The following is a 19,050-nucleotide window of genomic DNA, read 5'->3' on the forward strand; positions in this document are numbered from 1 at the left end:
CAATTTCTTGAAAAGAGGCGAGGATCTGCCGTCAGGCCTGCTTGCCTGTCGGCATCCGAGTCGCTATACGATCCGAACCCGATACGACCGGTTCAAGGGCGCGTAGCTCAGCGGGAGAGCACCTCGTTGACATCGAGGGGGTCACAGGTTCGATCCCTGTCGCGCCCACCATCCTAAGTCGCTGTTCCGTCGTTTATTTCCATTCACCGCCCATTGCCCGGCCGAGACTTGACCACATCGGTCAGGCGACGGCGTCAGTCGCCGTCCGCGGCTATTGGCTTGCCAGCCCCCGGCGCCGTGGGAAAATCTCGCGAATCCTCGCCGCATCCCGCAGCACGCGGCGGCCCGCAGCCGAGCAGCCGAGCGCCACGCCGACCGTCAGATAGGCGATCGCAATGCCGCCGCAGAACTCCACGGCATCTGGCAGGCCGTAGCGGTTCGCCATGACGGAGAGCGAAAACACGGCGACCGCGGCGGCGACGATGGCGCCGACGATCGGAAGCAACATGCTCGTGAATCTGGCCAGCGACACCGGACCATCCCGCGTCGCGGCCCAGATGGTCAGGCCATGGATCGGAATGGAGAACACGGCGAAGGACAGCGCAACGCCGACGGCGCCCCAGGAAATTCCCACCAGCAGCGACAGCACGGACATCACGTTGCCGATCAGCCCGTATTTCAGCAGCTGAGCCGTGCGCCCCTGGGTGATCATGAGCCAGGTCGCAACGGTGCCCAGCGGAGTCATCAGGCTGCCAAATGCGAAGAACGATACGATCGGCGAGCAGTCGATCCATTTCGGGCCGTAAAGCAGGCTGACCGCCGCATCGGACTGGATCGCGATGCATAGCAGGCCGGGCAACGTCACCAGCAGCGTGGCTTCCGCGATCTGCATGAACGCCTTGCGATACTGCTCATCGTCGTCGAGCAGCCGGGCGAGCACGGTCTCCGCGATCCGCGAGATCGGTGCCAGAATCTGCATGTAGGACATGGAGACCAGCTTGAACGCCCGATCGAACAACCCGACCTGAATCACGCCAAATAGCCGGCCCACCAGGACCGGGCTCAGATTGGCCGCGAAGAACGATCCGATCGACAGCCCGGTCAGGTGCGCGCCGAAGCGCAGGATGGGTATGGATTTTCGGAGGTCGCGCGGCCAGGAAGGACGGAAATCGGAGGCGATCCAGGCAATCGAGCCGGCCATGAACGCATGCGTGGCCTGCCCGATGACGATCGACCAGTAGCCGAACCCGTGAAGCGCCGTAGCGATGGATGCAATGACGTTGCCGATCACCGGAAGGATCTCGATGAGCAGCAGCGGCACCGGTCGTATGCCCCGCACCAGCAGCGCGATCTGCTGTGAGGAAAGACTGTTGACCAGGATTACGAACGACAGCGCGACCAGCACGGATGCGACGCGGCTGTCTCCATAGAAGGAGGCGGCCGCCGGAGCCACGGCCGCGATCGCCATCGCCACCGTGAGGCCCAGCCCGGCATTCATCCAGAAGATCAGGTTGCTTTCGTTCCGGGTCAGGCCGGGCCTCTGGACGGTCGCCTGCGACAGGCCCAGATCGTTGAAGATGGAAAGAAAGCTGAAGACCGGCACGCACATCGCCACGATGCCGAAATCGACCGGGCTCAACAAGCGGGCCAGCACGACCTGAGAGCCGAACAGAAGAACCGCCTTCACAAGCTGCGCTGCCACGCTGAGCACGGCCCAGCGCGACGCCTTTAGCATCAGATCAGGCGAGTGGGGCATTGTAGCGCGCGATCTCCAATGGGCGTCAAAGGCTGCTGGTGGTGGTACCGCAGGGGCTATCGTTCGCCGGTTAACATTCCCCGCGCGGGAACAACCTCGATTGCATTGCCCTCATGTCCGATTGAGCATTCTCTGCGCGGGCAGGCAAGAAAACCTTCAAGAGGTTCTTAACAGCCCACCGCCTGGAACCTGGTTGGCGCCATCTCAAAGTTAACTAAGTGTGGATTTTGCAGTTCCGCCATTTGCATGTGTTGCGCTAAGAAACAGCCGTGGCGCCACGACGTCGGATTGCTGCGGCCGCCATCATGATTTCCGAAGATGGATGGTTGCGACATGAATGCAGATGCCGTTTGTCCCGCATGCGCCAAAGCCGACCTTCAATCGCAGTTCTCGGTATCGGCTTCGCAGGCCGCTCAATCCATCGTTCTTCCGACTGCCGACCGCGATCGCAACCAGCGGCTTGAGGCGCATATCCGGTTCCTTTGGGGCGCGGACCGATGCGAGATCCTGAAGTGCAGGAACTGCGGATTCGGCTTCTCCCATCCGTTCGTGGCCGGCGATGCCGATTTCTACAACCTTGCGAATTCCGATGTGTCCTATCCGCAGGCGAAATGGGAATTCACCCGCACCATCGAAGCGTTGCGACGGTCGCGCCGCAACAATGCGAGCGTCCTTGAAGTCGGCGCCGGCGACGGATTTTTCCTGGACATGCTGGGGGCGGAGTCGATCGAAGCCAGGAACATCACCGCGGTCGAGTACAACACCAAATCGATCCGCAATCTCGAAAGCCGTGGCTATCGCACCATTGCCAGCGATATTCGCGACAAGCAGTTCGATGCCTATCAATCCGCATTCGATTTCATCTTCCTGTTCCAGGTCGTGGAGCACATGAGCGGTCTGGACGATCTGTTCGATCGTCTTCGCTATCTCCTGAAATCCGGCGGATCGGTTTTCATCGCGGTCCCCAACCCGCGGCGGATCGAGTACCAGGAGGCCAACGACTCGGTTCTGGACATGCCGCCCAATCATGTCGGACGATGGACGCCCCAGGCATTTTCCGAACTCAGCGCGCGCCACGGCATGCGCGTCGTCGCCAGCGAAATCGAGCCCATCGACTGGGTCGAGTTTCTCGAGCACGACATATCGTATAGCCATATCAGGCGGACCCAGCTGAAGCCGGATGGCATCCCGGCTCGCATCCGCAGTCTCCCGCGCGGCAAATTCCGCCGCCTCGCGGAGGCCGCGGCCGCTGTTGCCTATATTCCGGCTCGCCTGGGTGCGTGGGCTTCCGCATACCGCGATCGTCGGAATATGGGCGGATCGCTTTGGGTACAGCTGGAACGAGATCCTGCGTATCTGCCGCCGGCGTCGTCTCGCCAGGATCATCCGTCGGCTTCAGCGCCCCCTGTGACGGCAATCTGAGAATCTCATGTGTCCCAGAACTTAAGGAAAATTCCCTACCTTCCGGCGCTCGACGGCGTCCGCGCAATTGCGGTGCTGCTCGTCGTCTGGTCGCACTTTCCTTACGTCTCGGACTCGGCCATCTCCATGTCGATCTGGAAGGCCGGGCAGGCGCTTCGCGTCGGATATTTCGGCGTTGACCTGTTCTTTGTGTTGAGCGGATTCCTGATTACCAGAATTCTTCTGAGCGAGCTGGAGCGGACGGGCGCGATCTGCTACCGGAATTTCTTCGTCAAGCGCGTTCTGCGCATTTTTCCGATCTACTATTTGTGCGTTGCTGTTTTTGCAGTCTGCTTCGTCTGGAACAGAGACCTTTTGTTGAGTCTCCTGAGTTACACTTTCAATTGGTACAAGCCGTTTCATGTGGAGCCCATCGCGCTCGAGCACACGTGGTCGCTTTCGGTTGAGGAGCAGTTCTATCTTCTCTGGCCGCCATTGTTGGCCGTGCTGCCTGGCAGGCTGAGAGGCGTCACGACGGCAGTGGTGGTTCCTGCCGCGAGCATAGCGATTGCCCTGGTGATCTCGGCGAGCTTCGAAGGCAGTCTTGCGGCGAATATCATCTATATGTCGACCGCGACGCGCATGATCTCGCTGTCACTTGGCGCGTATCTGGCCGTGGTGGAATCCGCGCGGGGCTCGTCGGAAACATGGCGCTCCGTTTCGGTCCTCGTCGCCGGCACCGTCGTCCTGTTGCTCGACAATGTTGCTCGCGGCGTCCATTTGATCGCACCGGGCGGCTTTTACTGGAGCTTCGCGCTGTTCGGCTACGCGATGGTCTCGTGCGGGACGGTTGCGACATTGATTTTCTCGGATGGAAAAGCCGTCGCCTTCGTCAAGGATGTGCTGATCCTGAAACCCATTCGATATATCGGCAAAATCTCCTATGGCCTCTACCTCTATCACCTGCTGATCTTGTTCCTGCTGAACATCGCGCCGTATCAAACGGAGGGTGTCGGCACGTCGTTGTGGCGGCTGGCGGTGGCGGCTGTTCTGACGTTCGTGGTGGCGCACCTGTCGTATCGCTATATCGAGCTTCCGCTGCTCGGCTTGAAAGGTAGCTTGACGCTGAAGCAGGCGCCGGCGACGGTTTAATAGCGGCGGTGGGGTGGGGTGAGGCGCAGGCGTTGCCCGCGGGCCGTGCGTGGGTGCAATGCGGACCGCCTGCATCCCCGATATTCAGTCAGGTTGCGATCCCCGCCCATTTGGCCGCCAGCGCGGCGTAGATCGCGGTGGCGACGCGGATACGGTCGACTTCGCAATATTCGTCGGTCTGATGCGCCTTGGCGGCCTCGCCGGGGCCGAGAATGATCGTTGGTGGGTTGCCGAAGGCCGGCGTCAGCACCGAGGCGTCGGTGAAATAGGGTGCGGTTCGTGGCGCGGCGTCAGGTGTTTCCCCGGTGATCGCCTGCACCACGTCGCAGACCTGCCGGATCCACGGATCCGACGGGTCGGTCCACACCGAGCCGACATCGACGATCGGCTCCAGCGTGACGTCGGCCCCAAGCTCGGCGGCGAGGTGTTCGCGGATGCGGGCATGGTCGAGGCCGGGAATGCTGCGGATGTCGATGCCGATTTCGGCGCGGTCGGGGACGGAATTGACATTCAGCCCGGCCTGCACGGTGCCCACATTGAGGGTCGGCGATCCCAGATGCGGATGCGCGGCGATGTTGAACTGGAAGTTCTCCAGCGCGATCAGGGCGCGCGCGGCCTTGTAGGCGGCGTTGACGCCGAGATGCGGCATCGAGCCGTGCGCGGTGACGCCGGTCATCACGGCGCGCAGCCACAGCGCGCCCTTGTGGCCGACCACGGCAACGTTGGAGGTAGGCTCCGCCACCACGATGGCGCCGGCGCGGCCGAGCACGCCGGCCTCCGCCAGCAGGAACGCGCCCTCGCAGCCGATCTCTTCGCCGGCGGTGATCACCAGCACCACGCCGGTGGCCGAATGGATCAACTGGTCGGCGATGCCGCAGACGGCCGCGACAAAGGCGGCGACGCCGCACTTCATGTCGGAAGAGCCGCGCCCGTAAAGTCTGCCCTCCAGGATGGCACCGGCGAAGGGGTCGACGCTCCAGGCGGCGTTGCCGAGCGGCACGGTGTCGACATGGCCGGTGAAGCACAGCGGCGGCTTGCCAGTGCTGCCGCCGATCCGCGCGATCAGGTTGGCGCGGTCGGTGCCGAACGCGTGGACCTCGGTGGCGAAGCCGGCGGCGTGCAGCACCGCTTCCAGATGCTGGATGCAGACCATCTCCTGGCCGGGCGGATTGATGGTGTTGAGCGCGATCAGCTCGCGCGACAAAGCGATGGGGTCGATGATCATGAAGGGGCCTGCATGTCGAGAGGCGGCGACTGTGCGGCAGCCGCTGATGCAACGCAACCGCGCGCTCAGGCCATCGATTGGGCGTCGTCGCTGGAGACTGCATCGACGGTGCGCCGCCCGGTGCAGACAAGGCCATCGCCGCGCGCGATAGGCACAGCCGTTGAGCTTAACTTGCCGACCGGCGTCGCACAGGTGGTCGGCGACCTCTTTGCAACTCACCAAGCTGTGAATGCGGATCCGGAAAATTAGATAGCATCCTAATGATTAGCGCCCTATTAGATTGGCATGGTCACATCGATTTCCACCGCTCAGGCCGAATTGGGGCTTCTGGTCGCGCGTCTGGCGCGGGTCTGGCGCCGCAAGGTCGACCAATCCCTGGCGGCCCACGGCCTGTCCGAGGCGACGTCCCACCCGCTGCTGATCCTGTCGCGTGGCGGTAAATGCGTGCGGCAGGGCGTGCTGGCCGATGAGATGGGCATCGAGGGACCCTCGCTGGTTCGGCTGATCGATCTGCTGGCTGCTGAAGGTCTGGTGGAACGCCGCGAGGATCCCACCGACCGTCGCGCCAAGATGCTGCACATCACGGCGCTCGGCGAAGCCAAGACCGCGGAAATCATCCGAGTGCTGACCCGCCTCCGTGCCGATCTGCTGAAGGATGTCTCTGCCGACGACCTAGCCACCACCTTCGAGACGCTGCGCAGGATCGAAATGTCGGCGCTCGATGCGCTCAAGGCCGCCGAGGAAGCGGACGTGCCGCGATGAGTGCGGTTCGTTCCCGGTTTCTGGTCCGCCACGCCGACATTATCTTCTCCATCAAGACGTTCGTCGCAGCGATGATGGCGCTGCTGATCGCACTCGCGATGGACCTGCCGCGGCCTTACTGGGCGCTGGCGACGGTTTACATCGCCTCGCAACCCTTGGCCGGCGCCACCCGCTCTAAGGCGTTCTTCCGCGTCGCTGGTACTCTGATCGGCGCCGCCGCCAGCGTGGCGCTGGTGCCGAACTTCGTCAACGCGCCGGAACTGCTAAGCTTGGTCCTCGCGTTGTGGGTCGGGTTCTGCCTTTACATATCCCTGCTCGACCGCTCGCCGCGCGGCTACATGTTCATGCTGGCGGGCTATACTGTAGCGCTGATCGGCTTTCCATCTGTGTCCGATCCTGCGGGCATTTTCGACGTGGCATTGGCGCGCAGCGAGGAGATTATCCTCGGCATTCTCTGTGCCAGCATCGTATCTACCATCGTGGTGCCGCGTAGCGTCGGGCCCGCGGTGGCGAGCCGGGTTGATGCCTGGTTGGCTGGCGCGCGGCATCTGAGCCAGAGCGTGCTGTCCGGCCATGGCACGGACAGAGCGACGCGGGACCATCGGTTGCGGCTTGCCGCCGATGTCGTCGAAATCGACACGTTGGCCTATCACCTGGCCTATGACCGCAACGTCACCCGCGACATGCCGCGCTGGCTGCGCGCACTACGCTTGCGCATGCTGATGCTGCTGCCGCTGTTGTCGTCGATTGGCGATCGCATCGACGCGCTTGGCGACGACGCACGCACGTCGCAGCCGCGGCTGATGAGCTTGATCGACGATCTCGGCCGCTGGCTGGCCGACGACGATACCGATCGCGCGCCCGCCGATCGGCTGCGCACCATGATCGCCGCGCAGCAGCCGAAACTCGATTCCAGTTCGTCGTGGGACCAGATCATGATCGCGAGCCTGCTGATGCGGTTGCGCGAACTGGTCGACATTTCTGCGGACTGCCGGATTCTTAACCAATGCATTGCCACAGGAGCGCGCCCATCGGGCGCCAGGCTCGGATTCCAGCCGGAGGCAGGCGCTGCGCCGGTCAGCCATGTCGATCACGGCATGGCGCTGTGGTCCGCGGCAGGCGCCATCCTGGCCATTCTGTTGTGCTGCGCGTTCTGGATCGCCACGGGCTGGGTCGACGGCGCCTCGGCGCCGATGATGGCCGCGGTCGGGTGTTCGTTTTTCGCGCAGATGGATGATCCCTCGGTCGGCTTGCGAAACTTTGCCAAATGGACGCTTGTTTCCATGGTCGTCGTCGCGGCCTACCTGTTCGCGATCCTGCCGGGCATTTCCAACATCGAAATGCTGATCGTGGTGCTGGCGCCGCCATTCCTGGTCTACGGCTATCTGATCGGGCGTCCATCCACCTTCTTTATCGGCATGATCCTCGCTGCCAACACCGCCAGCCTGATGGCGATCCAGGCCGCCTACAGCGCTGATTTTTCCAGCTTCGCGAATTCCAGCATCGCCTTCTTCGTCGGCACGGAAATCTCCACGATCACCATCCTGCTGGCGCGCTCCGTCGGCGCGCAGTGGAGCGTGCGGCGACTGATGCGCAGCGGCTGGATCGCGCTGGCGCAGGCTGCCGAGCGTCGCGGCAACCACGATCGCGCCGCCTTTGCAGGGTTGATGCTCAATCGCATCGGCCTGCTGGCGCCGCGGCTGGCTGCGATCCCGGACAGCACTCTGCGCAATGTCGACAACCTTCGGGAGTTGCGCGTCGGCCTCAATATCGTCGACCTGCGCCGCGCCCGCCACGGCCTGTCGCCCCGAACGCTAGTTGCGATGGATGCCATGCTGGACGAACTCGCCGTCGATTTCCGCAGGTTCGATGGCGGCGCCATGCCGGATGAGCTGCTGGTCCGGATCGACCATGCGCTGGCCGGGGCGATGACCGAAACCGGCGACGCGGTGCGCGACGCGCTGATCGGACTGGTCGGTATTCGCCGTGGCCTGTTCCCGCAGGCGCCGGCCTATCAGCCGGAAGTGCGGGGCGTTCTGCCTGGGAGCGCCGCTGCATGAGATATGAATTCGACCTGTGCGGCCTCCTCGTGCCGGCTCTGCTGGTCTGGCTCGCCGTCACCTACGTCATTGGCGCATTGTTGCGTCCCCTGCTGGAACGCAGCGGCCTGTATCGATTTGTCTGGCATCGCGCGCTGTTCGATCTCGCTTTTTACGTCTGCCTGCTCGGCGGCGTGGTTTACCTCTCGTCCGGATTGCTGTCATGAAGACGTCCATTTCCTTCATTCGCCGGTTCGCCGTGACCTTTCTGATGGTCGTCGCAGCGCTCGCGGTCGGTCGCTATTTGTGGGTCTACTACATGGACGCGCCATGGACCCGCGACGGCCGGGTGCGCGCCGACGTGGTCACAGTGGCGCCGGACGTGTCCGGTCCGGTCTCCGAAGTGCTGGTCAAGGACAATCAGAAGGTGAAGCGCGGGGATGTCATCTTCCGCATCGACCGCGTGCGCTTCGCACTGGCATTGCAGCAGGCGCAGGCGGCAGTTGCTGGCCGCCACGCCATGCTCGACCAGGCCGACGCCGACCTGAAGCGTTACCAGGAGTTGACCACCACCGCGGTGTCGCAACAGAAGCAGGAGCAGGTGCTGGCGACCCAGCTGCAGGCCAAGGCATCCTACGACCAGAGTCTCGCCGACCAGGCGGTGGCCCAGCTCAATCTGGATCGCACGGAGGTGCATGCTCCCGTCAACGGCACGATTTCAAATATGGATCTACGGCCCGGTGCCTATGTTGCCGCGGGCAAGGGCGTGATGGCGCTGGTCGATAGCGACACCCTGCATGTCGATGGCTACTTCGAGGAAACAAAACTGCCGCGCATTCACGTCGGCGATGCCGTCACTGTTCACTTGATGGGCGACTCCGCCAGGCTTACCGGCCGGGTCGAGAGCATTGCCGCCGGCATCGAGGATCGGGAGCGTGCGGAGGGCAGCAACCTGCTCGCCAATGTGACGCCGACGTTCAGCTGGGTCCGTCTCGCGCAACGCGTGCCGGTGCGCATTGCGCTCGATGCCATTCCGCCCGGCGCCGTACTGGTCGCCGGGCGTTCCGCCACGGTGGAGATCCTGCCGAAGGACGGCATCAGCGTAGCGAAGCTGTTCGACTAGTTCGATGCCGGCGCGGCTTGCGTGAAGCTGCGATCTACGGACTTGCTGACGTCGACCTGCTTCGCGAGAATTCCGTAGCGAGTCGCGCGATCCGCCGCTTCCTGGAATTCCTTGACGACCGCGTCATCGATGGCGATCGGCCGTGTGTCCTGCGCCTTGTAGGCTCGCGCCAGCACGTCTTCCGGCAGCTTGGTCAGTTCGGCCGTGCTTTTCGCATATTCATCCAGATGGCTGCGCGACCACAAGCGCGCCTTGTCGAGCCGTTGCAACAGGTCAGCGACCGCTTCGCGTTTGGTGGCAATGGCCTGGTCCGAGGCGACGACGAAGGTGAGCGTCGGAGTGAGGCCGGTGCCGTCGGCGACCACCCGCGCATTGTCCTTGAGCACCGCATAGGACACGTAGGGCTCCCACACGGCCCAGCCGTCGATCGAGCCGGCCACCAGCGCTATCTTCGCATCGACCGGACCGAGTGGCGCGAAGGTCGCGTCCGATGTCTTGTAGCCAGCCTTCTCCAGCGTCGCATCGATCAGGAACTGGCCCCAGCCCCCACGCGTGCCGGCGAGGCGCTTGCCCTTGAGGTCTGCGGCGGTCCGGATAGAGGAATCGTTGCGCACCAGAATGGCTTGCGTATCGGCATTGGCGCGAGTGCCGCCGATGACCTTGATCGGCGCACCCGCGGCGTACACCGTGAGGAAGGAGAGATCGCCGGTATAGCCGACATCGAGCACGCCGGCATTGAGCGCTTCGAGGATCGGCGCCGCAGCGGGAAACTCCGACCACTGGATCTTATAGGGGATGTCCTTTGCTAGACCGGAAACTTCCAGCAGCGATCGATTGCCGCCCTTCTGGTCGCCGACGCGCAGGGTGACGGGATCGGCGGCCAGCGCGGAGGTTGCCATCGCGATGCTGATCGTGGCGGCCAGCAGCGCGGACGAATTGAAGCTCTTCATGATGATTTCTCTGATGCGATGACGTGCATCAAGGCTACGCGCGCGCACCGTTCAGTCAATGAAATGGCTGACTGAAGTTATGCAGACGCGAACAACGAATGCATCGTCGTCGACGGCGACGCGAAATTTTTCCGCTGTATGGGGCTCTCGTGTCTCGGCGAAGCCACGCCAGCGTCGCCGCACCCCTCCCGGCATGACGGCGGGAGCTACTCCACCTTGCCGATCTTCTTCACCGCCGCGATCAGGCGCGCGCTGTCGGCCGCGACGAATTTTGTGAACTCCGGTGCGTCGAGATAGGCAACAGGACTGCCGGCGGCCTCGAAGGTCTTCGTTACTTCGGGCGACTTGACAGCCTGCGCCATCGCCTGGCGCAGCCGCGTCATGATCGGCGCCGGCAACGCCGTCTGTGCGAACAGGCCGGCCCAGATGTAGAATTCGACATCCTTGTAGCCGAGCTCCCGGAACGTCGGCAGGTCGGGAAAACTGGCGACGCGCTCGGCGCCCCAGTTGGCCAGCACGCGCATCTTGCCGTCATCGACCTGCTGCTTCAGCGTGCCGGGCGCGGAGGCGACCGCCTGCACGGTGCCGCTCAGCAGCGCCGTCAGGGCAGGGCCTGCGCCGCGGAACGGCACGTGCAGCAGCTTGATGCCGGCGCTGGAGGCGAACATTTCCATCGCCACATGCAGCGTGCCGTAGGGGCCGGAGGAGCCGTAGGGAATTTCACCCGGCCGCCGCTTCGCATCGTCGACGAGATCCTGCAGCGTCTTCCACGGAGCCGAGGCCGGCACCGCGAGCAGGGTGGGATCGGCGAGTACGCGGGCCACCGGTGCGAATTGCGAAACTTCATACGACACCGGGCGATCGAACAGCCGGTCGGCCTCCGGCAGCACCGCCAGCGAGGACAGCGTCATCAGCAGCGTGTAGCCGTCCGGCTCGGCGCGCGCGGCCGCGGCGTTGCCGACCGAACCGCCGCCGCCGCCGGCACGGTTGTCCACCAGCACCGGCTTGCCGAGGATGCGTTCCAGAGCCAGCGCCACCGGGCGTGCGGCGAGGTCCGCCTGTCCGCCGGCGGGAAACGGCACGATGATGGTGATGTTTCTGGATGGCCAAGCCGCCTGGGCGCGGGCTGCCTCGCCCCATGCGGCAATCAGCGGCGTGGCGACAGCGGCTTGCAGGATCTCGCGACGATTCATCGACGAAGGCCTCCCCTATGATTTTATTTTTATGGGAGGAGGGTCGCGGGAAAGCGCGCGATCGCAATGGTGCTCTTGCTCTCCCGAGAGACGAGGGTGGGAGGTGCTACGGCTTTTTCGACAGTTTAGTCGCCAGGAACTCGATCAGCGCGGTGACGCGGGCAGGGCGCGGGCCGCCGGGCGGCGTCACCAGATAGACGCCGCTCGGTGCCTGCCACCAGTCGGTCATCACCGCTTCGAGCTGGTTCGCTGCCAGCGCCTTGCCGACGATGAAGTCCGGCAGGTCGGCGATGCCCAGTCCGGCGAGCAGCATCGGCAGCAGCGCCTCGCCGTTGTTGACGCGCAGCGGCCCGGCCGGCCGCACGCTGGCCTGTTCGCCGGCGGCGTTGCTGAACTGCCAGAGTCCGGGCGTCAACTGGTAGGCGTAAGCCAGGCAGCGATGACGCGCGAGATGCATCGGATGGGTCGGGCGTCCCCAGCGTTCAAGATAGGCGCTGGACGCCACGAGGTAGCGCGGCATCGCGCACAGCCGCCGGGCGATCAGCGAGGAGTCCGGCAAAGAGGCGATGCGGATTGCGGCGTCATAGCCTTCGCCGATCAGGTCGATGGTGGCGTCGCTGAGGTTGAGGTCGATGGCGACGTCCGGATAGGCCGCGAGAAACTCCGGCAGCAGCGGCGCCACCACATTGGTGCCGTAGGTCATAGGCACGGCCAGCCGTACCAGCCCGCGCGGCGCCGCCGATTGCGCCAGCGCCTCGTTCTCCGCTGCCTCGCCGTCCGCCAGCAGCTGCGTTGCCCGGTCGGCCAATGACCGACCGGCGTCGGTCAGCGCCAGCCGCCGCGAGGTGCGGTTGAAAAGCCGGGCGCCGAGCCGTTCCTCGAGCCGGGTCACGGCCTTGGAAACGGTGGCCTTGGACAGCGTCAGTTCGGCGGCCGCAGCCGCGAACGAGCGCAGCTCCACCACCTTGGCGAATATCGCCAATCCTTCGAAATCGGGGAGCTTGGACATAGAACTTCCCTTAATGACGATTTTTGAAACAATGAGTTTCAATCATTTCTATTTATGCGCCATCGGGGCCGGCTTATCCATACATCCAACATGTCACCCACGGAGATTTCGTCATGATCGAACTTCGACCTTTCAACAAGCTCGGCGGCGCCGACCACGGTTGGCTCAAGGCCAAACACCATTTCTCGTTCGGCAGTCACTACGACCCCGACAATATGGGGAATGGTGCCCTGCGGGTCTGGAATGACGACGAGATCGCGCCGAACACCGGCTTCCCGGCGCATCCGCACGCCAACATGGAAATCATCACTTACGTCCGCGAGGGCGCAATCACCCATCAGGACAGTCTGGGCAACAAGGGCCGCACCGAGGCCGGCGATGTTCAGGTGATGAGTGCCGGCACCGGCGTGCGCCATTCCGAGTACAATCTCGAGCCCGGCACGACGCGGATCTTCCAGATCTGGATCGAGCCCACTGAAGAGGGCGGCCAGCCGTGCTGGGGTGCCAAGCCGTTTCCGAAGTCGGATCGCTCGGGCAGTTTCGTCACCATCGCCAGCGGCTTCAAGGACGATACCGATGCGCTTCCGATCCGCGCCGATGCGCGGGTGCTGGCGACCACGCTGAAGGCCGGCGAGAGCGCCGAGTATCAACTCGGAAAGACCCGCAACGGCTACCTGGTGCCGGCGGTGGGGGCCATCGAGATCAACGGCCTGCGCGTCAATGCCCGCGACGGTGTCGCGATCCACGACGAGGCCGTGGTGAAGATCACCGCGCTCGAAGATTCCGAACTCGTGATGGTCGACGCGGCGTAGCGACGACCGACACACTCAACCAACCCACACCAACAGGAGACCAAAATGGCAAAAGTACTCGTTCTCTATTACTCCGCTTACGGCCACATCGAGACCATGGCGAACGCCGTCGCCGAGGGCGCGCGCGAGGCCGGCGCCACCGTTGACATCAAGCGCGTGCCCGAGCTGGTGCCGGCCGATGTCGCAAAGGCGTCCTATTACAAGGTCGACCAGGCGGCGCCGATCGCCACCATCGACGACCTCATAAGTTACGACGCCATCATCGTCGGCACCGGGACCCGCTTCGGCCGCATGGCTTCGCAGATGTCCAACTTCCTCGATCAGGCCGGCGGGCTGTGGGCTAAGGGCGCGCTGCACGGCAAGGTCGGCGGCGCGTTCACCTCTACCGCGACGCAGCACGGCGGCCAGGAAACCACCTTGTTCTCCATCATCACCAACCTGCTGCATTTCGGCATGACGGTGGTCGGCCTGAACTACGGTTTCCAGGGCCAGATGAAGCTCGACGAAGTCACCGGCGGCTCGCCCTATGGCGCCACCACCATTGCTGGCGGCGATGGCAGCCGGCAGCCCAGCGAAAACGAGCTGGCCGGCGCCCGCTACCAGGGCAAGGTGATCGCCGAGACCGCCAAGAAACTGCATGGCTGATGCGAACGGGGCGGCGTTCTCGACCGCCGCCCCGTTTCTCATCCTGATGGGATTCCCGGCATGCCGATGCCATGATGATAGCGGCTGCCGAAGAACAGCAGCGGCGCACTGTCGCGATGATCGCAGGCAAAAACCTCGCCAATGAACATGGTGTGGTCGTTGATGCCGATCTCGCGAACCACGCGGCAGGCAAAAAGGCCAGACATTGCGGCAGGCGCGGCAGGCCTTCCTTCAGGTCGAACGCCGGGCGCAGATGCGGGTCGGGGTGTCCTGCGAAATGCGACGACAAAGCTGCGGCGCCGTCAGGAAGGACATTCACGGCGTAGCGACCGCTTGCCGAGATGGCTGCATGGGTGCGGCCGGGAGCGCTGAGAAACAGAACGGTTGGCGGTGACAGGCTGACGGTCACAAAGCTGTTGGCGGTCATGCCGCACAACTGCTGTGCCTCATTGAACGCCGTGATCACCGCCACCCCTGTGGCAAAACGCGACGCGGCCAATCGGAAGGTTGCCGGTTCAACCCGCGGCATGCGCTGATGCTCCAGCTTCAAAGACGCTGCATTGCAGGGAGGCTCCGACGTCATCATGACGCGCATCGGCCTGTGATCTACGCGGCCGCCGTTCTGGCGTCCGCCGGCATCGACATGCGTTCGATCCATGCCTCGATCCGGTGCGGGGTCGAGATGCGGTCCCACTGGCGCTCCGGATAATTGAAATTCTCGGTGAATTCGTCAGCGAGCGCCTTGTTGTGCGCCATGGTGCGGAGGAGCAACCCCAACGCGGGCGACGGCGGCGCCAGCATCATGTTGGTCCAGCGCGATGCCGCCAGAACCCTGTCCTGACGGCGCAAGTCGACTTTTTCGCAGAAGCGGGCATCCAGTGCATCGCTCCTGACGATTTCCTCGCCGAGGACGAAGGCGGCATAGGACGCCATGTTGGCCCCCTGGCCCATCATGGGATCGACCACCGAATGCACATCCCCAAGCGCAATGGCGCACTTGCCGTCGGGAAACTCGACCGTGGTGTTGCGCACGGTCGGCACGACGCCGCCCTGTAGCAGGTCCTGCTCCTGCGCCAGATCGAACCGGCCGGTGTCGATCCGGTCATAGGTGCTGGGGTGATGCTGTTCGAGCTTGGCCAACAGAACCTCAAGAAAGTGCCTGCGGTCCTGCGCGTAGCTGAGCGTGGCCAACTCCTCCATGCCGGCGTTCGGCACATTTTCCATCAGCAGTGCGGTGGCGGCACCGTCGAAGGTGACGGTGGGAATGACGATCATCTCGCCATGGCCCGGCGACACCGACAGCGTCACATTCATCGGCGATGGATGCCGCACGCCCTTGTACAGGCCGACACAGAGGCGGCGCTGCGGTTGCGAATAGGGCGTATGTTCAGGGCGCCAGGAGAACAACTGGCCGATGGCCCCCTTGCCCGTGGCCACCACCAAGAGCTCAAAGCGTTTCACAAGCGGGCCGATATCGTCTTCCTCGATGCGGCGGTATTCGATCTTGCCGCCGCGCCGCATGAAATCGTCCATCAGTGTCGGCAGATAGATCCGGTAGTCGACGGCGCGGCTTGGCTTGCTGAAGTCGCCGCGGAAACGCAGTGGCTCAGGAAAATTGAAGTCGTGGTTGTGATACGTGTAGGACAGCTCCGGCTTCGACCAGTGGCCGATTCCGAGATAGTCCTCCCTGTCGATCGTGACGTGGTGATGCGCGACGGTGTTGATGAGTTGTGCGCTGCGATAGGCCTGCGGCTCGCGGTCGGTGATAAGGGTGGCATCGACGCCATGCTTCTGCAGATAAAGGGCAAGATGCAGCCCGCCCACGCCGGCACCGACGATGCCAATTTCCCGTCTCATGGCTCTCCCCCGCTGTCGCTTTGTGATTGGCGTGAGGCTAGGTCAGCGCTTGACGCGCGTCCACGGAATGAACAGGATATGATTTATCCCAGACGAGAATAGCTGATGGATCGCCTCGATTGCCTCAGGGTGTTCGTGCAGACCATGGAAGCCGGTAGCTTCTCCGGCGCGGCCAGGGAATTGGGCCTGGGACAGCCTGCGGTGAGCAAACGGATCTTGCTGCTTGAGAAAGAATTCGGCTCCCAGCTTTTCCTGCGCAACACCCGAAAGCTCACGCCGACCAGCGAGGCGCATCGGATCTACGACCTGGCCCGGCAGGTTCTGGCGTCCTTCGAACTGGCGCGTGCGAGTATCAAGGAAGCCCCTGCAAGGCCGTCCGGCACGCTTCGGCTTGGCGTCCCGTCTTCGTTCGGCCGGCATTTCATCATGCCGATTGTCGACAAATTTCTGCGCACCCATCCGGACGTCCGCGTCGATATCCGCTTCAGCGAGCATCCCCTCGACCTCATCGAGGAAGGCCTTGAACTGGCCCTGCGGATCGGCCCGCTCGAATCGAGTTCGCTGATGGCGCGCCGGGTCGGGACAGTGCAGCACTTCCTGGTGGCGACACCGACCTATCTTGGACGGCGACCGCGCCCCGTCGTTCCCGATGACCTGAAAGCGATGGATTGCATCGCCTCGTCGCGGCTCTGGCCATTCTCCCGGTGGAGCTTCGAATCCGAACTCGGACGTCATGTCGTTGATGTGTCCGGTGCGATCGTCGTGGACGATGTCGACGCCATGAAGCAGGCAGTTCTGCGGCATCTCGGCGTCGCCGTGCTCCCCGCCTGGAGCGCAACGGGGGCGATCCGGCGCGGCGACATGGCGCTGCTGTTGCCGGACTATACCTTGCCGACCATGCCCCTGCACGCCGTCTATCCGCAAACCAAGTGGATGTCCCTGCGGGCCCGTAGTTTCCTGGATCTGCTGGCGGCACGATCATTACGCTTCGGCGTGGACGGCGACGGCGTGTCGGCCGAAGCGGCGTTGTCGTGACCGGGATGGCGGGAACCGCCCGGAAGCGGCTGCAGGCGACGGCGCCGCACTGGATGGGCCGGGGCCTGTGCCGGGACGGCGGGTGCGAGTTGCGTCGCCGGAGTGTCGCCAGTGCCGACCATCGGGTGTAGGGTCGGGCGATCCGAATGTTGAAGGCACCCGATGCGTGAACCGCCTGCCAAACTCGCCGCCCTGGTCTACGAGCGGGACCAAAATCCCGACGCGTTACTGCGCGATTTCGCCGCCGACCTCGGCCGGCGCGGCTTTCGCGCCGTCGGGCTGGTGCAGACCGGCGATCAGTCCGGCGCTGCGCCGCAACTCTCGGCCACGCTGGTGCACAGCGGCCAGCAGGTGCGCCTGTTCCAGGATCTCGGCCCCGCCGCTAGCGGCTGCATGCTCGACGTAGGCCAGCTGCTCGACGCCGGGGTTCAGGTGGCCGATGCCATGGATGCCGGCGCCGATCTCGTGATCATCAACCGGTTCGGCCGGCAGGAGCGCGAAGGCAAGGGTCTGTCCTACCTGATCGAACGCGCCCTGAGCGCCGATGTCCCGGTTGTCATCGCCGTCGCCAGCAACAGGACGTCCGCCTGGGACGAGTTCGCCGGCACCCTCAGCGTGGTGGTTCCTTGCGAGCGCGCTGCGCTGGAGCAATGGTGGGACGCGGTGTCGACCCCGGCTGCCGCCGCGCCGGCGGAGAGCAGCCGCGGCCTCGCGGAAGCCCTGAAGTAAGCGCCCGCCCGCTCGCCCTCATCTCCGCCGCGTTGCACCGTCGGCGCTCGTTACGACGTGTTGAACTTTAGTTCTGCGCGCATCGCGGCGCAGCCGCTTGCCGGCCTGCGACCTTGATGCTAGATGTCGGGTCATCGTACAACTTTCACGTCGCCGCGATCTCCGATCAGCAGTCGACGTGCAAAGCTCGACAGGAGTTCATTCCACGCCCGCCCGCTCTATCGCATGGACGGACCCGTTCAGCGCTCCTACACTGACAACAAGATCGACCCCAAAGGGGCGAACCATAACCGGCCGCAATGTGCCGGAGCAGAAATTCACAGGGAGGATTTCGTCAATGAAACGCAGAGATGTCGTCAAGGCCGGCCTGGCCACGCTCGCCGTCGGAGCCACCGCCGGCCTCGGTCGCTTTACGCCCGCACTCGCCCAGACCAAGATGGTCATCAAGGCCGCCGACGTTCATCCGCTCGGCTATCCCACGGTGGAATCCGTGGTCCGCATGGGCAAGAAGCTGGAGGCGGCGACCTCTGGCCGGCTCTCGGTGCAGATGTTTCCTTCCATGCAACTCGGCGGCGAGAAGGAAATGATCGAGCAGGCCCAGGTCGGCGCGCTGCAGATCGCCCGCATCTCGGTCGGCGCGGTGGGTCCGGTCGTCGATGACGTCAACGTCTTCAACATGCCGTTCGTATTCCGCGACGCCAAGCATATGGAAGCGGTGCTCGACGGCGATATCGGCAACGAGCTGCTCAACAAGATCACCGCCAACGAGAAGACCGGTCTGGTCGCGCTGGCCTGGATGAATGCCGGCTCCCGCAACATCTACAACAGCAAGCGGCCGATCAACGGCATTGCCGACCTCAAGGGTCTCAAGATCCGGATGATCGGCAACCCGCTGTTCATCGACACCATGAACGCGCTGGGCGGCAACGGCATCGCGATGGGCTTCGATCAGGTCTATAGCGCGATGCAGACCGGCGTGGTCGATGGCGCCGAGAACAACCTTCCGTCCTTCGTGGCGCAAAACCATTACCAGGTCGCGAAATACTTCTCGATGACCGAGCATCTGATCATTCCGGAGCTGCTGGTGTTCTCGAAAGCGTCCTGGGACAAGCTGTCCAAGGATGACCAGGCACTGGTCAAGAAGGCGGGGCGCGAGGCGCAGGCCGAACAGCGCGTGCTGTGGTACGAGGCCGAGAAGACCGCGCTCGACAAGATGAAGGAAGTCGGCACCCAGATCGTCATGCAGATCGACAAGAAACCGTTCCAGGAAGCGGTCAAGCCGGTCTGGGACAAGTACGGCGCCAAGTATGCCGAGATGACCAAGCGCATCGCCGCGGTGGGATAACGCTCCGGCAGTGCCAC

Annotated in this window: 17 protein-coding genes, 1 tRNA gene and 1 pseudogene; 12 read left to right on the forward strand and 7 right to left on the reverse strand. The window is 63.8% G+C overall.

The genetic code is table 11. The features are described 5' to 3' along the window. The first annotated feature begins 96 nt into the window (after window positions 1–96). Window positions 97–171 (forward strand) — tRNA-Val (locus ONR75_RS06580). A gap of 100 nt (window positions 172–271) precedes the next feature. Here ONR75_RS06580 and ONR75_RS06585 read toward each other — a convergent pair. Continuing rightward, complete coding sequence (locus ONR75_RS06585; RefSeq protein ID WP_265081895.1) at window positions 272–1,756, reverse strand: lipopolysaccharide biosynthesis protein; 1,485 nt, start codon at window positions 1,754–1,756, stop codon at window positions 272–274. Between the two features lie 333 nt (window positions 1,757–2,089). Between ONR75_RS06585 and ONR75_RS06590 the strand changes: the two genes are divergently transcribed. After that, entirely contained in the window at window positions 2,090–3,178 is a 1,089-nt protein-coding gene (locus ONR75_RS06590; RefSeq protein WP_265081896.1) for a class I SAM-dependent methyltransferase, read from the forward strand. A 9-nt stretch (window positions 3,179–3,187) separates the two neighbouring features. Further along, a complete protein-coding gene (locus ONR75_RS06595) occupies window positions 3,188–4,309 on the forward strand; it encodes an acyltransferase family protein (RefSeq protein WP_265081897.1) in 1,122 nt (373 codons plus the stop codon). A gap of 88 nt (window positions 4,310–4,397) precedes the next feature. On the opposite strand, the gene ONR75_RS06600 is transcribed toward ONR75_RS06595, so the two are convergent. Then, window positions 4,398–5,534: a M20 family metallopeptidase gene (locus tag ONR75_RS06600; protein ID WP_265081898.1), complete on the reverse strand. Its 1,137-nt coding sequence runs from the start codon at window positions 5,532–5,534 to the stop codon at window positions 4,398–4,400. A gap of 285 nt (window positions 5,535–5,819) precedes the next feature. Here ONR75_RS06600 and ONR75_RS06605 point away from each other — a divergent pair, with 285 nt between their 5' ends. The 4 genes from ONR75_RS06605 to ONR75_RS06620 are packed head-to-tail and all read left to right on the forward strand — an operon-like array spanning window position 5,820 to window position 9,458. After that, window positions 5,820–6,296: a MarR family winged helix-turn-helix transcriptional regulator gene (locus tag ONR75_RS06605; protein ID WP_265081899.1), complete on the forward strand. Its 477-nt coding sequence runs from the start codon at window positions 5,820–5,822 to the stop codon at window positions 6,294–6,296. Then, a complete protein-coding gene (locus ONR75_RS06610; protein ID WP_265081900.1) occupies window positions 6,293–8,356 on the forward strand; it encodes an FUSC family protein in 2,064 nt (687 codons plus the stop codon). The genes ONR75_RS06605 and ONR75_RS06610 overlap by 4 nt, the downstream gene beginning before the upstream one ends. After that, on the forward strand, window positions 8,353–8,562 hold the full coding sequence (locus tag ONR75_RS06615; protein WP_265081901.1) for a DUF1656 domain-containing protein: 210 nt from the start codon (window positions 8,353–8,355) through the stop codon (window positions 8,560–8,562). Before ONR75_RS06610 ends, ONR75_RS06615 begins: the two co-directional genes overlap by 4 nt. Continuing rightward, window positions 8,559–9,458: an HlyD family secretion protein gene (locus tag ONR75_RS06620; RefSeq protein WP_265081902.1), complete on the forward strand. Its 900-nt coding sequence runs from the start codon at window positions 8,559–8,561 to the stop codon at window positions 9,456–9,458. The genes ONR75_RS06615 and ONR75_RS06620 overlap by 4 nt, the downstream gene beginning before the upstream one ends. Here the strand turns inward: ONR75_RS06620 and ONR75_RS06625 are convergent. From ONR75_RS06625 to ONR75_RS06635, 3 genes are all read right to left on the reverse strand, one after another. Further along, window positions 9,455–10,408, reverse strand: a complete 954-nt coding sequence (locus ONR75_RS06625) for an ABC transporter substrate-binding protein (RefSeq protein ID WP_265081903.1) — start codon at window positions 10,406–10,408, stop codon at window positions 9,455–9,457. The genes ONR75_RS06620 and ONR75_RS06625 overlap by 4 nt on opposite strands. Window positions 10,409–10,614: 206 nt before the next feature. Then, the gene (locus tag ONR75_RS06630) at window positions 10,615–11,601 is read right to left on the reverse strand and encodes a tripartite tricarboxylate transporter substrate binding protein (protein WP_265081904.1); all 987 of its coding nucleotides are present in this window, start codon (window positions 11,599–11,601) and stop codon (window positions 10,615–10,617) included. A gap of 106 nt (window positions 11,602–11,707) precedes the next feature. Next, window positions 11,708–12,610: a LysR family transcriptional regulator gene (locus ONR75_RS06635; protein WP_265081905.1), complete on the reverse strand. Its 903-nt coding sequence runs from the start codon at window positions 12,608–12,610 to the stop codon at window positions 11,708–11,710. A 113-nt stretch (window positions 12,611–12,723) separates the two neighbouring features. Here ONR75_RS06635 and ONR75_RS06640 point away from each other — a divergent pair, with 113 nt between their 5' ends. Together ONR75_RS06640 and wrbA are read left to right on the forward strand one after the other, a co-directional pair. Continuing rightward, window positions 12,724–13,422, forward strand: a complete 699-nt coding sequence (locus ONR75_RS06640) for a pirin family protein (RefSeq protein WP_265081906.1) — start codon at window positions 12,724–12,726, stop codon at window positions 13,420–13,422. Window positions 13,423–13,467: 45 nt separating this feature from the next. Beyond that, window positions 13,468–14,067: an NAD(P)H:quinone oxidoreductase gene (gene wrbA, locus ONR75_RS06645; RefSeq protein WP_265081907.1), complete on the forward strand. Its 600-nt coding sequence runs from the start codon at window positions 13,468–13,470 to the stop codon at window positions 14,065–14,067. 38 nt (window positions 14,068–14,105) lie between these two features. On the opposite strand, the pseudogene ONR75_RS06655 reads toward wrbA, so the two are convergent. Then, window positions 14,106–14,725: pseudogene (locus tag ONR75_RS06655) on the reverse strand (flavin reductase family protein). After that, window positions 14,674–15,924 (reverse strand): styrene monooxygenase subunit StyA, encoded by a 1,251-nt coding sequence (styA, locus tag ONR75_RS06660; RefSeq protein WP_265081909.1) that lies wholly within the window; start codon window positions 15,922–15,924, stop codon window positions 14,674–14,676. Before styA ends, ONR75_RS06655 begins: the two are co-directional and overlap by 52 nt. Before the next feature lie 105 nt (window positions 15,925–16,029). Between styA and ONR75_RS06665 the strand changes: the two genes are divergently transcribed. The 3 genes from ONR75_RS06665 to ONR75_RS06675 all read left to right on the forward strand — a co-directional run bounded on the left by ONR75_RS06665 (window position 16,030) and on the right by ONR75_RS06675 (window position 19,033). Beyond that, entirely contained in the window at window positions 16,030–16,959 is a 930-nt protein-coding gene (locus tag ONR75_RS06665; protein ID WP_265081910.1) for a LysR family transcriptional regulator, read from the forward strand. 162 nt (window positions 16,960–17,121) lie between these two features. Beyond that, window positions 17,122–17,688 (forward strand): DUF2478 domain-containing protein, encoded by a 567-nt coding sequence (locus ONR75_RS06670; protein WP_265081911.1) that lies wholly within the window; start codon window positions 17,122–17,124, stop codon window positions 17,686–17,688. A 337-nt stretch (window positions 17,689–18,025) separates the two neighbouring features. Next, complete coding sequence (locus ONR75_RS06675) at window positions 18,026–19,033, forward strand: TRAP transporter substrate-binding protein (RefSeq protein ID WP_265081912.1); 1,008 nt, start codon at window positions 18,026–18,028, stop codon at window positions 19,031–19,033. Window positions 19,034–19,050: the final 17 nt, after the last annotated feature.

The sequence above is a fragment of the Rhodopseudomonas sp. P2A-2r genome (genome assembly GCF_026015985.1).
In the GTDB taxonomy this organism is placed as follows: Bacteria; Pseudomonadota; Alphaproteobacteria; order Rhizobiales; family Xanthobacteraceae; genus Tardiphaga.

Excerpts from the sequence above, each read along its gene's own strand:
- ONR75_RS06585 (WP_265081895.1), bottom strand. The coding sequence starts at position 1,756 with ATGCCCCACTCGCCTGATCTGATGCTAAAGGCGTCGCGCTGGGCCGTG.
- ONR75_RS06590 (WP_265081896.1), top strand. The coding sequence starts at position 2,090 with ATGAATGCAGATGCCGTTTGTCCCGCATGCGCCAAAGCCGACCTTCAA.
- ONR75_RS06600 (WP_265081898.1), bottom strand. The coding sequence starts at position 5,534 with ATGATCATCGACCCCATCGCTTTGTCGCGCGAGCTGATCGCGCTCAAC.
- ONR75_RS06605 (WP_265081899.1), top strand. The coding sequence starts at position 5,820 with ATGGTCACATCGATTTCCACCGCTCAGGCCGAATTGGGGCTTCTGGTC.
- ONR75_RS06610 (WP_265081900.1), top strand. The coding sequence starts at position 6,293 with ATGAGTGCGGTTCGTTCCCGGTTTCTGGTCCGCCACGCCGACATTATC.
- ONR75_RS06615 (WP_265081901.1), top strand. The coding sequence starts at position 8,353 with ATGAGATATGAATTCGACCTGTGCGGCCTCCTCGTGCCGGCTCTGCTG.
- ONR75_RS06620 (WP_265081902.1), top strand. The coding sequence starts at position 8,559 with ATGAAGACGTCCATTTCCTTCATTCGCCGGTTCGCCGTGACCTTTCTG.
- ONR75_RS06625 (WP_265081903.1), bottom strand. The coding sequence starts at position 10,408 with ATGAAGAGCTTCAATTCGTCCGCGCTGCTGGCCGCCACGATCAGCATC.
- ONR75_RS06630 (WP_265081904.1), bottom strand. The coding sequence starts at position 11,601 with ATGAATCGTCGCGAGATCCTGCAAGCCGCTGTCGCCACGCCGCTGATT.
- ONR75_RS06635 (WP_265081905.1), bottom strand. The coding sequence starts at position 12,610 with ATGTCCAAGCTCCCCGATTTCGAAGGATTGGCGATATTCGCCAAGGTG.
- ONR75_RS06640 (WP_265081906.1), top strand. The coding sequence starts at position 12,724 with ATGATCGAACTTCGACCTTTCAACAAGCTCGGCGGCGCCGACCACGGT.
- wrbA (WP_265081907.1), top strand. The coding sequence starts at position 13,468 with ATGGCAAAAGTACTCGTTCTCTATTACTCCGCTTACGGCCACATCGAG.
- styA (WP_265081909.1), bottom strand. The coding sequence starts at position 15,924 with ATGAGACGGGAAATTGGCATCGTCGGTGCCGGCGTGGGCGGGCTGCAT.
- ONR75_RS06665 (WP_265081910.1), top strand. The coding sequence starts at position 16,030 with ATGGATCGCCTCGATTGCCTCAGGGTGTTCGTGCAGACCATGGAAGCC.
- ONR75_RS06670 (WP_265081911.1), top strand. The coding sequence starts at position 17,122 with ATGCGTGAACCGCCTGCCAAACTCGCCGCCCTGGTCTACGAGCGGGAC.
- ONR75_RS06675 (WP_265081912.1), top strand. The coding sequence starts at position 18,026 with ATGAAACGCAGAGATGTCGTCAAGGCCGGCCTGGCCACGCTCGCCGTC.